Source organism: Variovorax sp. LjRoot175 (genome assembly GCF_964253805.1).
In the GTDB taxonomy this organism is placed as follows: Bacteria; Pseudomonadota; Gammaproteobacteria; order Burkholderiales; family Burkholderiaceae_C; genus Variovorax.
On record NZ_CAXURY020000002.1, the window covers coordinates 1,250,297 to 1,264,633 of the forward strand.

15 protein-coding genes and 2 pseudogenes are annotated in these 14,337 nt (G+C 63.7%); 11 read left to right on the forward strand and 6 right to left on the reverse strand.

Annotated elements, in window-relative coordinates; translation table 11 throughout:
- Window positions 1-14 precede the first annotated feature (14 nt).
- The 5 genes from ACSQ89_RS36345 (at window position 15) to ACSQ89_RS36365 (ending at window position 4,331) form a co-directional block, all read left to right on the forward strand.
- A complete protein-coding gene (locus ACSQ89_RS36345; RefSeq protein WP_436296991.1) occupies window positions 15-872 on the forward strand; it encodes a branched-chain amino acid ABC transporter permease in 858 nt (285 codons plus the stop codon).
- Window positions 869-1,876, forward strand: a complete 1,008-nt coding sequence (locus ACSQ89_RS36350) for a branched-chain amino acid ABC transporter permease (protein WP_436297282.1) — start codon at window positions 869-871, stop codon at window positions 1,874-1,876. Before ACSQ89_RS36345 ends, ACSQ89_RS36350 begins: the two co-directional genes overlap by 4 nt.
- On the forward strand, window positions 1,873-2,577 hold the full coding sequence (locus ACSQ89_RS36355; protein WP_436296992.1) for an ABC transporter ATP-binding protein: 705 nt from the start codon (window positions 1,873-1,875) through the stop codon (window positions 2,575-2,577). The genes ACSQ89_RS36350 and ACSQ89_RS36355 overlap by 4 nt, the downstream gene beginning before the upstream one ends.
- A 3-nt stretch (window positions 2,578-2,580) precedes the next feature.
- Window positions 2,581-3,282, forward strand: coding sequence for an ABC transporter ATP-binding protein (locus ACSQ89_RS36360; protein ID WP_436296993.1), 702 nt, complete (start codon window positions 2,581-2,583; stop codon window positions 3,280-3,282).
- A gap of 68 nt (window positions 3,283-3,350) precedes the next feature.
- The gene (locus tag ACSQ89_RS36365; protein WP_436296994.1) at window positions 3,351-4,331 is read left to right on the forward strand and encodes a tripartite tricarboxylate transporter substrate-binding protein; all 981 of its coding nucleotides are present in this window, start codon (window positions 3,351-3,353) and stop codon (window positions 4,329-4,331) included.
- 463 nt (window positions 4,332-4,794) lie between these two features.
- Here the strand turns inward: ACSQ89_RS36365 and ACSQ89_RS36370 are convergent, their stop codons facing one another.
- A complete protein-coding gene (locus ACSQ89_RS36370; protein WP_436296995.1) occupies window positions 4,795-5,283 on the reverse strand; it encodes a hypothetical protein in 489 nt (162 codons plus the stop codon).
- 65 nt (window positions 5,284-5,348) lie between these two features.
- Between ACSQ89_RS36370 and ACSQ89_RS36375 the strand changes: the two genes are divergently transcribed.
- Complete coding sequence (locus ACSQ89_RS36375; RefSeq protein WP_436296996.1) at window positions 5,349-6,311, forward strand: pectate lyase family protein; 963 nt, start codon at window positions 5,349-5,351, stop codon at window positions 6,309-6,311.
- A gap of 105 nt (window positions 6,312-6,416) precedes the next feature.
- Here ACSQ89_RS36375 and ACSQ89_RS36380 read toward each other — a convergent pair whose 3' ends face one another.
- Window positions 6,417-7,394, reverse strand: coding sequence for a helix-turn-helix domain-containing protein (locus ACSQ89_RS36380; protein WP_436296997.1), 978 nt, complete (start codon window positions 7,392-7,394; stop codon window positions 6,417-6,419).
- A gap of 180 nt (window positions 7,395-7,574) precedes the next feature.
- On the opposite strand from ACSQ89_RS36380, the pseudogene ACSQ89_RS36385 reads away from it, so the two are divergent.
- Window positions 7,575-7,661 (forward strand): annotated as a pseudogene (locus tag ACSQ89_RS36385) (HAD family hydrolase); the annotation flags it as partial.
- Between the two features lie 284 nt (window positions 7,662-7,945).
- Here ACSQ89_RS36385 and ACSQ89_RS36390 read toward each other — a convergent pair.
- The 3 genes from ACSQ89_RS36390 to ACSQ89_RS36400 form a co-directional block, all read right to left on the reverse strand.
- Complete coding sequence (locus ACSQ89_RS36390) at window positions 7,946-8,596, reverse strand: LysE family translocator (RefSeq protein WP_436296998.1); 651 nt, start codon at window positions 8,594-8,596, stop codon at window positions 7,946-7,948.
- Between the two features lie 202 nt (window positions 8,597-8,798).
- The gene (locus tag ACSQ89_RS36395; RefSeq protein ID WP_436296999.1) at window positions 8,799-9,314 is read right to left on the reverse strand and encodes a DUF3237 domain-containing protein; all 516 of its coding nucleotides are present in this window, start codon (window positions 9,312-9,314) and stop codon (window positions 8,799-8,801) included.
- A 10-nt stretch (window positions 9,315-9,324) separates the two neighbouring features.
- The gene (locus ACSQ89_RS36400; RefSeq protein WP_436297000.1) at window positions 9,325-9,723 is read right to left on the reverse strand and encodes a nuclear transport factor 2 family protein; all 399 of its coding nucleotides are present in this window, start codon (window positions 9,721-9,723) and stop codon (window positions 9,325-9,327) included.
- Between the two features lie 195 nt (window positions 9,724-9,918).
- On the opposite strand from ACSQ89_RS36400, the gene ACSQ89_RS36405 reads away from it, so the two are divergent.
- Complete coding sequence (locus ACSQ89_RS36405) at window positions 9,919-10,377, forward strand: winged helix-turn-helix transcriptional regulator (protein WP_436297001.1); 459 nt, start codon at window positions 9,919-9,921, stop codon at window positions 10,375-10,377.
- A gap of 171 nt (window positions 10,378-10,548) precedes the next feature.
- On the opposite strand, the pseudogene ACSQ89_RS36410 reads toward ACSQ89_RS36405, so the two are convergent.
- Window positions 10,549-10,992: pseudogene (locus ACSQ89_RS36410) on the reverse strand (IS5 family transposase); the annotation flags it as partial.
- A 125-nt stretch (window positions 10,993-11,117) separates the two neighbouring features.
- On the opposite strand from ACSQ89_RS36410, the gene ACSQ89_RS36415 reads away from it, so the two are divergent.
- Genes ACSQ89_RS36415 through ACSQ89_RS36425 form a run of 3 tightly spaced genes read left to right on the forward strand, consistent with a single transcriptional unit; the run spans window position 11,118 to window position 14,282 of the window.
- Window positions 11,118-12,362, forward strand: coding sequence for a tyrosine-type recombinase/integrase (locus ACSQ89_RS36415; protein ID WP_436296949.1), 1,245 nt, complete (start codon window positions 11,118-11,120; stop codon window positions 12,360-12,362).
- Window positions 12,359-13,294 carry a tyrosine-type recombinase/integrase gene (locus ACSQ89_RS36420; RefSeq protein WP_436296948.1) on the forward strand — a complete coding sequence of 312 codons (936 nt, stop codon included), beginning with the start codon at window positions 12,359-12,361 and terminating at the stop codon, window positions 13,292-13,294. The genes ACSQ89_RS36415 and ACSQ89_RS36420 overlap by 4 nt, the downstream gene beginning before the upstream one ends.
- Window positions 13,287-14,282: a tyrosine-type recombinase/integrase gene (locus ACSQ89_RS36425; RefSeq protein WP_436296947.1), complete on the forward strand. Its 996-nt coding sequence runs from the start codon at window positions 13,287-13,289 to the stop codon at window positions 14,280-14,282. Before ACSQ89_RS36420 ends, ACSQ89_RS36425 begins: the two co-directional genes overlap by 8 nt.
- The last annotated feature ends 55 nt before the right edge of the window (window positions 14,283-14,337 follow it).

A 14,337-nucleotide genomic window follows, 5' to 3' on the forward strand; every position in this document is an offset into this window, starting at 1 on the left:
CCCCCGGGGCCGCTATGTCTGAAATGCTGCCATTCCTGGTCTCTGGCCTCGGCGTCGGCGCGGTGTACGCAATGTCCGGCGTGGGCCTTGTCGTCCTGTACCGCTCTTCGGGTGTGCTGAACTTCGCGTTCGGCGCACTCGGTGCGGTCGCAGCCTATGTGGCGTGGTCGGCATTGGATCGCGGGTGGCCGCTCGCGCTTGCCGCCCTTGCCGCCGTCTTCACCGCCATTGCGATCTCGTTCGCCTACGGACGCCTGCTCGCTCCGCGCCTGGCCACAAGCGACCCCACGGTGCGATCGATCGGCACGCTGGGCCTCGCGCTCGTGCTGCTCGGTTTCACCGAATGGTTTTGGGGAGAGCAGCCACGCAGGTTGGTGCTCCCGACGGACAGCCATGCCATCGAGCTGGCCGAAGTGCGCCTGACCTACACGCGCGTGGTCGGCTTGGCGCTGGCCGTCTCGATGATGACCGCCGTGGGCCTGCTGCTCGCGCGGACCCGCATCGGCCTGGCGATGCGTGCGTTGGCCGACCAGCGCGGACTGAGCGCCATCCTCGGCATTCGGGTGCTCCAAGTCGATACCGCGGCCTGGGTGATTTCAGGCGCTTTCGCAGGCGTGTGCGGCCTGCTGCTGGCCAACATCGTGCGGCTGCAGGCGACGGTGCTGACCTTTCTGGTGATCCCCGCGTTCGCCGCCGCCATCATCGGCCGCCTCTCTTCCCTACCTGCGACAGCCGCCGCTGGCCTGGCCATCGGAATCCTGGAGGCGGTCGCCGTCCTGCTGCCGGGATTCTCGCCATTCAGGGCGGCCACCCCCTTTCTCATCGCGCTCGCCGCCATCGTTCTGTGGCGCGACGCATCCCGCAAAGCATGACTCCTGACTCCGTCCGGCGTGAGCGGCGTGCCGCCCGCCTCAGCCTTGCACGCATGGTGCTTATCGTCCTGGCCTTGGGCGCGCTGCTGCCGTGGGTCGCGAACGCCTACTGGATCAAGACGCTGACCTCCTCCCTGGCACTGGCCATCGCCGCCGCAGGCGTTTCCTTGCTCTACGGCCAACTGGGATTGGTGAGCTTGTGCCAGTACGCCCTGCTGGGTGCGGGAGGCTGGGTGGCGCTGCGTGTCGGCCATGGGCTTCAGTGGCCGTTTGAAGCCTGCGTGCTTGCAGGCGGGCTGTCTGCCGGTGTCCTCGGAATGCTCGCCGGATTGCCGGCCCTGCGCTTGAAAGGCCTTTACCTGGCCTTGGTGACGCTGATGCTCGCAGGAGGGTTCCAGGTGGTGATCAGCGCGACGGGCTTTCCCGATGGCGGCCCAGGCTGGCTTGGACGCATCACTGGCAGCGAAAGGTTGGTAATGCCACGGCCTGCGTTGGCGCAGGACGAGGGCGCCTACCTGGCCTACGTCGCCGCGTGGCTGGCGGCGATGCTCGCCATCATCGAACTGCATCGCCGCACGCGCGCCGGCCGGTCCTGGGCGCTGATCCGCCGAGGCGAGGCGGCGGCCGAGGGTGCGGGAGTCAATGTGCTGCTCTACCAGACCTGGGCCTTCGGTCTCGCGGGCGTCTGCGCCGGCGTGGCCGGCGCCCTGCTGGCGGGCGCAGTGGGCCAGCTTGACGGCCGCGCATTCGCGGCCAGCGAGTCGGTGATGCTCTTCGCGCTCACGCTGATCGGCGGCGCCTATCACTGGGCCGGCGCGCTGGTCGCCGGGCTGCTCCTGCGAGCCGTACCGTCGCTGCTGGTCGACCTGGGAGTAAACGGCTACCTCGCCATGATCTTCTTTGGCGCGGCGCTTCTGCATGCGCTCATCACTGCGCCGCGCGGACTTGTCGGCCAATGGATGGCGGCAATCGCCCGCACGCGCGCACGATGGAGCGGCGCATGATCGACATTCGCGGCCTGACCGTCGCGTTCGGGGCCGTCACAGTCATCGATGGACTGGACGCCGTGTTGGAGGCGCCGGTGTGCGGTCTGATCGGCCCCAACGGCGCCGGAAAAACGACCTTGGTCAATGTTCTCAGCGGCTTTGTCCGTGCCAAGGCTGGTGAGGTGTGTATTGCCGGCACATCGCTTCTGGGTTTGGACACGGCGCGGCGCGTGCGGCTCGGCCTGCGTCGGTCGTTCCAGACCGAGCAGGTGGTGGAAGACCTCAGCACGTGGGACAACGTGCAGGCCATGCTCGATCACGTGCCGCACGCGCTCGGGGACGCCCAGCGGCAGGTCCACCGCGCTCTGGAGCACACAGGCCTGCTGGACTGCGCCGCCACGCTCGGGGGTGAGTTGGACCAGTTCCGGCGCCGCATGGTCGAAGTGGCGAAGGCGCTGGTGGGCAAGCCCCGACTCATTCTCTTCGACGAGCCAGGCGCGGGACTGGACGAGCGCGAATCGCGCGTGCTTCGCGATGCGATAGCCGCCATCCCCGAACAGTTCGGCGCCCAGGTACTTCTGATCGACCATGACGTGGACCTGATCGCCAACCTGTGCACGCAGACGCTGGTGCTCGACTTCGGCAAGAGGCTTGCGCTGGGACCGACGCGCGCCGTGCTTGACGACCCCGTGGTGCGCCAAGCCTATCTCGGAAGCTGACCCATGCTCGAAGTCCGTCAGCTCCACATTTCCCGCGGCGCCAAATCCGTCGTCCATGGTGTCGATCTCGACGTCGCACCCGGCGAGATCGTCGCGCTGCTCGGTCCCAACGGCGCTGGCAAGTCGAGCATCGTGCTCGCGCTGGCCGGCGCCATCGCGCGATCGCAGGGGCAGGTCCGCATGGGCGACGTGGCCCTGGACGGCCTTGCGCCCGACGCGGTGCGCCGGGCCGGGCTCGCCATCGTGCCCGAAGGCCATCACGTGCTCGGCAGCCTGTCCGTCCACGACAACCTGCGTGCGGCGGCCCTGGTGCTCCCCGCCAACGAAGTCGAGACGGCGATCGAGCGCGTGCTGATGACCTTTCCCGAGCTGGCGCCCAGGCTCGAACACCTCGGGCGTTCTCTTTCCGGAGGGCAGAAGCAGATGGTCTGCATGGCGCAGGCGCTCCTGGCGCGGCCTCGCGTCCTGGTGGTCGATGAACTGTCACTCGGTCTCGCCCCTTTGGTTGTGAAGCGACTGGCCGACGTCGTGCAGAGCGTCGCGGCGGACGGTGTTGGCGTACTGCTGATCGAGCAGTTCACCACACTGGCGCTGAGGCTCGCTCAACGCGCCGTCGTCCTGCAAAGGGGCAGAGTCGCTTGGCGCGGCCCGGCGCAAACGCTGCGCGAATCGCCTGAAATTCTGCAAGCGAGCTATCTGGCCTGAACGAGAGATCCGTTCTCGAGCCGCCCGGATCACCAACGACAACACACCAACCACCACGAGACCGAGAGATGCCTACACGCCGGAAATTCACAAGCCAGCTCGCCGGGATCGCAGCATTGACCGCTGCCCCGTTGCGCTACGCGCATTCGCAGAGCATTGAGCTCGCAAAGATACTGGTCGGCTTTCCGCCCGGCGGACCTACGGATACGGTTGCTCGGCGATTGGCCGAAAAGATGCGAGGCGACTACGCGAATACTGTTGTGGTGGACAACAAGCCGGGCGCGGCGATGCAGATCTCCATCTCAGCGCTTAAGGACAGTGCGCCGGATGGAAGAACCTTGCTGTTGTCGCCCACCGCGCCGTTTTCCATCTATCCCTTTACCTACCGCAAGCTCCCCTACGCCATAGAGGACGTGGCGCCGGTCTCATCAGTTTGCTCGTTCGCATTCGGGTTCGCCGTGGGGGCGGCGGTGCCTCCCAGCGTGCGCGGGATCAATGACTACATCGCGTGGTGCAAGGCAAATCCGGGCAACGCCAACTTTGGATCGCCAGCCGCGGGTTCCACGCCCCATCTGCTTGGCATCCTGCTGTCGAAGCTTTCAAACACGGAGTTGACCCACATCGGATATCGCGGAGACGCCCCGGGATTGCAGGATCTGATGGGTGGCCAAGTGTCCGCCTATTCATCGACGGTGGGGAGCTTCCTGCCGCACCTCAAAAGCGGCAGGCTTCGTCTCATTGCTGTCTCAGGGAACGGGCGAAACGCGTTCGTGCGTGACGTGCCGACATACCGTGAGCAGGGATATCCGATCACAGCAACGGAATCGTTTGGCTTGTTCCTTCCGGGAAGGACCCCGCAACATATCGTGCGCCGCGCAGCTGCCTACCTTCAACCAATCCTGGCGCAGGAAGAAGTGGTCGCTGCGCTGGGCGCCGTCGGCATGACTGCGAGATCCAGTACCCCACAGGACTTGGCAAACCTCATCAAGGCCGATACCGAAGAGTGGCGCCGATTGATCAAGATCATCGGCTTTACGGCGGAGTCCTGATGCATCGAGGCGGGATACGCAAAACGGCGGCTCAACGAACGCGCGCGGACGCTCACAGCCAGGCAGCTCAGTTGGCAGGGCGGACCGCATCCCAGCGCCGCGGTCGTTGTTGAAGGATCGTGCAAGGGCATCCTCGCCTACCGAGAGCCATTGCTTCACGCTCTGTTCCTTCGGCGCACGCTCTCAGATTGGTGCATCGCGCACGCTGCCTGCGCTTGATATCAGGCAAGCGTTACGCGCCGACCCTCAGGATCCAACAACCGTCACAACTAGAACAAATATTGTCATCCTGATGTCGAGTTAACTGCCTTGTGCGCGGGAATCTCGGTCACTTCCGACAAAGTGCGCTCACATTGGAGAGAAGAGATCGAATCGCAACTCCGGCACGCAGCGTGCGTATCGGTGTTGCTCCCGGTTCGGACAATTCGTCCTTCAATGCCGGGGCATCGACACAAAAACAACCTCATGAGAAAAATGAAGCAAACAAACCAGAGACTGCACCGTTCGCGCGCTGCGGGTGCTCTGTTGACATCGCTCCTGCTGGTGGCCTGCGGCGGCGGCGAGTCGGGCTCGCCATCGGTGGCCCAGGCGCCTGCACTGGCACCGGCACCGGCACCGGCGCCTCCATCTGCATCTGCGCCTGCACCAGCACCTGCATCTGCGCCAGCGCCAGCGCCAGCGCCAGCGCCCGCACCCGCACCCGCACCCGCACCCGCACCCGCACCCGCACCTGCACCTGCGCCTGCGCCTGCACCTGCACCTGCACCTGCACCTGCACCTGCACCTGCACCTGCACCTGCACCTGCACCTGCGCCGGCACCGGCGCCTGCTCCTGCTCCTGCTCCGGCACCTGCTCCTGCTCCTGCTCCTGCTCCTGCTCCTGCTCCGGCACCTGCTCCTGCTCCGGCACCTGCTCCTGCGCCTGCGCCTGCGCCGGCAGCGGCAGCGGCACCGGCCACGACCAGCGATAGCGGCGGCTTCGCCGGCCAGGTCACAGGCGGCGGCAACGTCGCGGCGGTGACGGTCTCGACCGCGGCGCAGATGCAGGCCGCCATCAACGCCTACACCGGCAACGGCGGGCTCGTGATCCGCTACAACGGAACGTTCGACTTCGCCAGCATCACCGACGCCTGCACGCAGTGGAAGTTGCCCGCTGGCGCCATCGTCGAGATCAAGGACAAGAGCAACGTCACCATCGAGGGCGTCGATGGCTCATCGGCCAACTTCGGGCTGGCCATCAAGGCGGATGCCACGAACATCGTCATCCGCAACATGACGATCGGCCTGCTGCCAGGTTCGATCGATGCGATTGGCATCGAGGGCCAGGGGGGCAAGTTCCCGGGCTACATCTGGATAGACCACAACACGCTGTTCAGCAGCCTGAAGGAGTGCTCGGGCGCGGGCGACCTGGAGTTCGACGGCCTGCTCGACAACAAGGCCGGCGCGCACCACCTCACCTACTCCTACAACTACATCCACGATCACCACAAGGTCGGCCTCATCGGCTCGAGCGACACCGATTCCAGCGATCGCTTCATCACCTTCCACCACAACGTCTACGAGAACCTCGGCTCGCGCCTACCGCTGCAGCGCGGCGGCTACACCCACCTCTACAACAACCTGTACAGCGGCGTGATCACGACGGGCGCCAACATCCGCATGGGCGGCTTCTCGCTGATCGAAAGCAACTACTTCGAGAATTCGCAGAACCCCGTGACCTCGCGCGACAGCTCGGCCATCGGCTACTGGGAACTGCGCAACAACAACATCAAAACCCCGGCCGACTTCAGCGTCTTCGGCATCACCTGGGTGGCCAGCGGGTCCTCTCCGTCGCGCGACGCCACCGACTGGATCACGACTGCCGCCTTCCCGGTTGGCATTCCCTATGCGTACACGGCGCAGGATCCGGCCTGCGTGAAGCAGAAGTTGCCCGCGGTGGCCGGCGCGGGTAAGGCGCTCGCCCGTCTCACCTGCACCTGACGACGGTCGCTGGCGATGGCGCAACCAGAGCCCGATGGCGGGCGGGTCACCATCCAAAACCGGCGTGTCGATGGTTCGATTCGCGGCGCGCTGCGGGAGCGTCGCTTACTGTAGAACCGCAGTGCGACGTGAAGCGAGGGCCAGGCGCTGGCATTCGCCCGGTGTCATGCCGTATTGCTGCTTGAAGAGGCGGCAGAAGTGGGCGCTGCTCTTGAACCCCCACGCGTAGGCGATTTGCGCAGCGGATCGGCCACCGTTGCACTCGTGCATGAGTGCTGCATGGCAGCGCTCGAGCCTCGCATTCCAGATTTGCCGCTCCAGGCCCATCGGATCGTCTTCGAAGACCCGGTGCAGGTAGCGCTTGGAACAACGCAACGCATCGGCGATGCCCTGGATGCTCAGGTCTGGCTCACAAAGGTGGGCGTGAATGTACTGCCGCGCACGCAGCTTCAGAACAGAAGGCAGGGGCACCGGCTCGCCGATCCGTCGGAAGCTCTCGGCCAGAGTTGAGCCGAGAAGCCCCATGACAGACTCGCTGATCGCCTGGCCGACGCCGTCTGGCAGGCCGGGCAATTGCTCACTCAGCGCGCGCAGGTAGGTGCCGAATACGCCATGCAGGCCTGCCACATTGTCGTGGCCAGTCTGGCCCGCCAGGGGGCCGGACAGCTTCAGCCCTGAAAGAAGCACACGCGGCACCTGAGTCACCAGCAGCGTGCAGCGCTCCCTGTTGGTGATCGAGTACGGCGCGCGGGGGTCGTAAAGGATCCACTGCCCCGGCGAAAGCTCCACGCGGCGCTGCTGTTGCTCGACGATGCCGCTGCCGGAGACCTGCAGCACCAGCTTGTAGAACTCGTCCGTCGGGAGCTCACCGCAAGTGTTGTCGCGCGCCACGTGGTGGGCCGGCGCGGTAATGCTGAACATGCGCAGGGCGCCGACTTCGTAACTATCGAGTGATGCATCGAGCGGCTCTTCATCCAGGCTGGACACCTTCAGACGCCCAAAGTACCGCGTGTTGATGCTGCTCCATGCGGCGGCACGCTCGCAGACGAACACGCGGTTTGTTGACCAATGGGTATTGTGCATGGTGACCCCCAGAAATTGAGGACGGGGCAGTCTATGTCGGCTGTTCTTACGTCGAGTCGGTAGAAACGAGTAAGGAGCGCCGTCATTATTCCATCACGCGGCTCAATAGATTGACTGACAGTGCACACGTGGAGCTCCGGTGCGGATACATCGGCTGCTTTTGCTCTGGCCTCGTCGGAACTGGGCGCTTTCGACATGCTGCTCTCCTGCGACGACGCGTTGTGCGAGAAGCCCGATGCGCGCTACTTCGCCTACGCCCGCAGCCGCCTGCGATGCTTGCGATATGCTTTCATGGTCCAACGTGTCGACCGCGAGATGCGCATCGACGAAATGCAGATGCTCCGTCGGTCGCGCTCGGATGCCTTCAGCAATGCGCTCGCACAGCTGGCCTCCATCGAGGAGCTCGCGCGCAAACTGCACGCAGGTGATCGTCAGGATGCCTCCTATGAGGATTTGGCCAACATGATGGTGGCCGTTCGCGAGACCTTGACTGGTGAGCGCTAAAAGAACGCAGATGGATGCCTGGGTTCGAACGCTTTTTTGGACGGCGGTTAACGAGGAGCAATTTCGGTCAGGGCCAGCTTAATGCCGAATCCGGCGAACATGACGCCCGCCAGGCGGTCCAGCCAATGCAGGCCGCGCTGCACGGCGCCGCAGTGGGCCATCCAGCCGGCAGCCAGCGCCCAGCCGCAGTTGAACGGGAGGGAGTTGAGTTTGAACAAGGTGCCCAACAGCACGAAGGTCCATGCCTTGTTGGGCGCATCCGGTGCAATGAATTGCGGCACAAAGGCCAGGAAAAAGATCGCCACCTTAGGGTTTAGCACGTTGGTCCAGAAGCCCCCGAGGAGCACACCCGCCAGGCTAGTGGCCGGCCGCGCCTGCGCCAGGGCGATCATCTCCGCAGTAGCCCGCGGTGCTCTGGCTAGCAGCAGTTTGGCGCCGACCCACAGCAGGTACGCTGCGCCAATCCACTTCAGCGTGGCGAAGGCGGTCGCGGACGTCGACAGCAGCGCACTCACGCCCAGCGCGGCCGCGAAGATGTGCACAAAGCCACCGGCTGTGATGCCAAGCCCCGCCACCAAACCGGCCTGAGTTCCGGACCTTAGCGAATTCGTGACGATGTACAGCACGTCCGGCCCGGGCGTGAGGTTCAACAGCCAGCCGGTGGCGATGAACAGCAACAGGTATTGGGTGTCAGGCATGAAAGTTCTCCCGAAGCGCGGTTTCGATCTCAATTAGCCGGATCAGATACGGACCGTATTGCTTATTGGCCGCGAACGCTGCAGCTGCTTGCTCAAGCGCGCGCATCGCGGCTAACATGGGCCAAGACTTATCCCTATGCGGGAGCGAAGCTTGAGACTGGGCCCTGCGCAGCACTGCTCTTCGCGCTCTGCGCAGGTCATGTCACAGGATGCAATACATCCGATGATCGATGCGGCCAGGGCCGTATTCGCCGTAGCCGACGGTGACCATTCCGGAAAGCCAGGAGTAGCGCTCGTCGGACGTCTCAAACCTAGGCGTTGGACGGATGTATGTTTCATCAAAGGACAGCCGCTCGCCCTTGGCCAGACGCTGACGGCCATCCGCCGGGTACCTGAGGAGGCCTTGCGAGTCATAGTGAATGAGAACGCCATCATGGGTGCGCAAGGTGGCGCGAACATCCATGCGGCTGATCCCGTCAGCACCGAGGTGGACCCAATCGCCGCCGCCCGGCAGCATTTCGCCTCGGAAGCGGGGGCCTTCGAAGCGTCCGCCCTTGACCACGAAGGTCAAGCGGGTGCCGAGATGGGTCTTGATCACCTGGCCGAGCTCCAGGTCGATGCTGAGATCGCATAGATGCTCGACCGGCAGCGCGTTGATCAATGGTCGATCGAACAGCGGTGTCACGGGAGCGGCGGTGGAGGTTTTTGCGTTCGTCATGTTTTTACCCTCATTTCGCTTCGAGTGCTGCTTTGACTTGAGCAAAATCGAAGAAGGTATCTTTCCTTGTGACAAGTCCAGCGCCATCCACTTCCACGACATCGAGCGCATGGAACTTTCTGGGCTCTTTTCCGGGCGGTTGGAACGTTAGATCCCAATCGAGTGTCCAGTGCTTGTCGCCAAGAAGAAGGCGGCGTATCTCGACGCCGAAATTGGGATAGAGCTCAAACACCCCGGCGAACTCTTTGAGCAGCGCAGCCTTGCCCTTGACCTCTCCGCTACGACCATGCGCCTGAAAGGTCGAGTCAGGCGCATGTAGCGCGACAATGGCTTGGGGATCGTGCGAGAGCCATGCCGCAGCGTAGCGGTCGGCGATTGCGGCAAGATTTAGCTTTGTAGCTTCAGACATATTGAAAACCTTTCTGTATCAGTAGCCTCTATTCGCGGTGCATCAGCTGATTCCGCGGCTCGCGACTGGTTGGTAGGCCCTCTCGCGAACACGACAACTATACCTATGATTATCATAGCCACATGAAATGTGAGGAAGAAAATGGCTAGAAGTGCGTCGCCATCGGTGGCACAGGACACCCTCTGCCCGGTCGCGTTGGCTCAGAAGATCGTCGGCGACCGCTGGACAGTTCTGGTGCTGCGCGAGTTGTTCCTCGGGAGCCATCGCTTCGAGGAGATTCAGGCGCAGATACAGGCCACGCCACAGATGCTGGCGGGTCGGCTGAAGAAACTCGAATCAGACGGAATGATCGAACGCCGGCCGTACAACACAAGGCCGCTGCGGAACGAGTACTACCTCACCGAGATGGGCATCGGGTTTTACCCCGTATTTCTGGCATTTCGCGCGTGGGGTGAGACTTGGTGCAAGTCCAGGAAGCAAGAGGTGGCCATTCGCTACACGCACGTTCCGTGCGGAAAGGATCCGGGATTGGGTCCGATGTGCCAGGAATGCGGGAAAGAGATGCGCAGGGAAGAACTTTCCGCGACGCTTAGCAAGTCGTTCGACGCTGAGCGACACGAGCGCAAGGAAGCATTCAAACGCAATCAAGTCTGACTCGCTTCCTCTAGGGACGGTCTGCAGAACACGCGCTGTGCTCACGATTGAATGAATAGGTCGATGCCAATGCATCCGAACATCTCGATGGAGCAGACTTGGCATCGGTTTGCTATGCGGCGTAGCCCTCGCGGAGGCCAGGCGAGCCCGATTCGGGCCTCGCAGACGCACTCACCCCTCGATTCCGATCAAACGCCGTCGGGCCATCCACAGGTTCGACAGCGCGAACAGCGTGACGATCTGCGCCGTGTTCTTGGCCAGCCCTCGGTAGCGCACCTTTGTGAAGCCGAACTGCTGCTTGATGACCCGGAACGGGTGCTCGACCTTGGCTCGAATGCTGGCCTTCATCTTCTCCACACGCTCGGCCACGAACTCTGGCTCGATGAACGGGTTGAGCATCCTGCGCTTGCCCGGACGCATCGCTACATGCCAGGTCGGCCCAGAAGCCTCTGTGCGGTTGTGCACGCCCTGGTAGCCCGCATCTCCGAAGGCAGCATGCTCCTCGCCATGCAGCAACGCGCCGGCGACGTTGATGTCACTCACATTGGCTGCGGTGCCCACCACCGTGTGGACCATGCCCGAGGTGGCATCCACGCCAATATGAGCTTTCATCCCTAATGTGGTGTCGGTTCATATGTGGCGCCCGGCGGCATCCCCCTCGGGAGGCCGGTCGCTGAGCACCACATAAATTCAACGGCGGCGTAGCGTCGGGTCCCCTCAGTTCACAAGGGGATCCGATCATGCTCGAGACTCTGTTTCGGTATTCGCGCGTTCTGGCCCGGCACCTCGATGGACCGGCAGCCGAGGAGCGAGACTGCTTTGTTGCACACTTCGCCGCGTCCGGTGCGACGAGGGACTCGGTTGCCAACCTGGCCAGCGAGCTCCTGGTCGTCGCGCAGCGCCTAGACGTCAGCGGTACGAGGAGCGTGGCGCCCGAGGAGGTCGCCTCGGTTGCCGATCGTTGGGTCCGGCATCACCGACGACGCGGCCGCAGCATCTCACCCGATAGGCGCCAGAGATTCGTGCAAGTGGCCACCGACTGGCTACGATTCATGGGGCGTCTGCAGTTACCGTCTTCGAAGCCGGGGGCGGGCACTGATTTCGTGGACGAGTTTGCGCTGCACATGCAGCGAGAGCGTGGCCTGTCGCCGAAGACTGTCAACAACCGCTGCTGGCATGTTCGGGCATTTCTGACGTGGCTCGATGACCAACACAGTGGCGCCAACATGGCTACCTTGGAGCATGTGGATGCGTTCCTGTCGATGCGGGGTGCACGGGGGTGGTGCCGGGCGTCCATCGCGACAGCAGCCACTGCATTGCGGTCCTTCTACGCGCACATGGCCGCAACGGGTCGTTGCGCAAAGAGCTTTGTCGCCGGGATCGAGGGCCCACGCCTGTTCAGGCAAGAGGCGCTGCCTGCCGGTCCGTGTTGGGACGACGTTCAGCGGCTGATCGCGAGCACCGACACGGATCGACCCAGGGATATCCGCGACCGAGCCGTCCTGATGCTCCTTGGAGTCTATGGCCTGCGGAGCAGTGAGGTCGTCGCGCTAACTTTGGATGACATCGACTGGGAGCGCGACATCCTTCACGTCACACGTCCCAAGCAGCGCTGCAAGCACGATTACCCGCTGGCCACTGAGGTCGGCAATGCGATCCTTCGCTATGTGCGCGAGGTGCGACCGCGGTGCGCATCGCGCAAGCTGTTCTTGACGCTCAGAGCACCGTTAGGGCCGCTAGCGCCACATAGCCTGCGCTACGCGGTGGCGCCACGCATTCAGGCGCTGGAGATCCGCTGTCCCCGACTGGGACCTCACGCTTTGCGCCATGCCTGTGCAGCTCACCTTGTGGCCGAAGGCCTGTCCCTCAAGCAGATTGGCGATCATCTCGGCCACCGCAGTTCCTCCGCCACGCGCACCTACGCCAAGGTGGATCTTGCTGGCCTGCGTCAGGTTGCCGAGTTCAGTCTGGAGGGACTGCTATGAAGACCGAGCAAGCCGTCGCGACCTACGTGGGCTACAAGCAATCTCTGGGGATGCGCTTCGTGACCCAGGCGCGCATGCTGAAGGCATTCAGCAAGAGTATGGGAGGCATCGAAGTCGACCGGATCGGGCCGACGTCGGTGCGCGCCTTCCTTGATGGCAACGGGCCGATGACGCGGTCCTGGCACTGCAAGTTCGGAACCCTTACCGGCTTCTACCGCTTCTGTCTCGCCCGCGGGTACGTCTCCAGCGTGCCGCTGCCCACCTCAGAGCCGAGGTGTCCCCAGACGTTTACTCCCTACATTTATTCGGAGGATGAGATCAGGCGACTCCTGCAGGCAGCCGCTGGCCGTGCTCACCGCAGAATCGATGCGCCCACCAGCCGAACTCTGCTCCTGTTGCTGTACGCAACAGGACTGCGCATCAGCGAAGCGCTGAACCTGAACCTGGCCGACGTCGACTTGGACGATTGTGTCCTTCACGTGCGCGGGTCCAAGTTCTACAAGACACGACTCGTGCCCATAGGCACCGACCTGACGCAGGTCTTGCGCGAGCACGTGAAGCGGCGTTACAAGCGTTCGCCGCTGGATCCCGACGCGCCATTCCTGCTGACATCTCGAGGTGATCGAGTCTCGCGGTCGGGCGCCGAGCAAGCCTTCAGTCAGATGCGATCGCAGGCCAAGGTGTGTCGACATGATGGCGCTCGATACCAACCCCGCTTGCATGACCTACGCCATACGGCGGCCGTGACGCGTCTTGTGCGGTGGTATCGCGAAGGAGTCGACGTGCAGCGCATGCTGCCTCAGTTGGCGACGTACCTGGGCCACGTGCACATCAGCGGCACGCAGTGCTATCTGAGCATGACCCCCGAGTTGCTGCAGCAGGCCAGCGCGCGCTTCGAGCAATTCTTCCTCGGGGAGACCAGCCATGCGTGAGACCAGCACGCTGGGTCCGTGGATTCGCCGATTCCTGCTGGAGCACCTGGTCAGCGAGCGCAATCTGGCTGCGAACACGCAGCTCAGCTACCGAGACACGATGTGCCAGCTGCTGCCCTTCGTGTCGGGGCGCCTGCATAAGGCCGTGGATCGACTGGCGGTGGTCGATGTGTCGCCGCAGTTGGTGCGGGAGTTCCTCAGTGACGTCGAGACTCACCGAGGCTGTGGTATCGCCACGCGCAATCAGCGCCTGGCGGCCATTCACGCCTTGGCCCGATTCGTCGGTGAACACAGCCCCGAACACATCGCCTGGTGTGCACAGGTTCGCTGCGTGCCCTACAAGAAGGGGACCCATGCCGCAGTGTCATACCTCGGCAAGGCGGAAATCGACGCGCTGCTGGCCTGTCCGAACCGGCGCACGGAACAAGGCCGTCGAGACTACGCGCTGCTCCTATTCCTCTACAACACGGGGGCGCGCGCCAGCGAGGCATCGGAGCTGATCGTCGGGGACCTGCATCTTGATCAGGCGAGCGTGGACATTCTCGGCAAGGGGCGTAAACGCCGCCAATGCCCACTGTGGCCAGCGACGGTGCGGGAGTTACGCGCGCTCGTGGGCGAACGCTCCCGGCAGGAGCACGTCTTCCTCAACCGGTGTGGCCAGCCGACGACGCGGTTCGGCGTTCACGCATTGGTCGAGCGCACCGCTGCGAGAGCCAAGGACCTCATGCCCTCTCTCGCGACGAAGAGAATCAGCCCGCACTCCATTCGCCACTCCACGGCCTCGCATCTGCTCAATGCGGGCGTCGACATCAATACCGTGCGAGCCTGGCTCGGACATGCATCACTCGACACGACCAACGTCTACGCCGAAATCGACCTCGAGGGCAAGGCGCGAGCGCTTGCGAAGTGCGAGATCTCTGCGGCGCAGAAGCCAAGCAAGCCGTGGCATTCCCAGCCGCACATCATGGAGTTCCTAAGATCGCTGTGACCGGAATTTATGTGGAGCTCAGCGACCGGCCTCCCGAGGGGGATGCCGCCGGGCG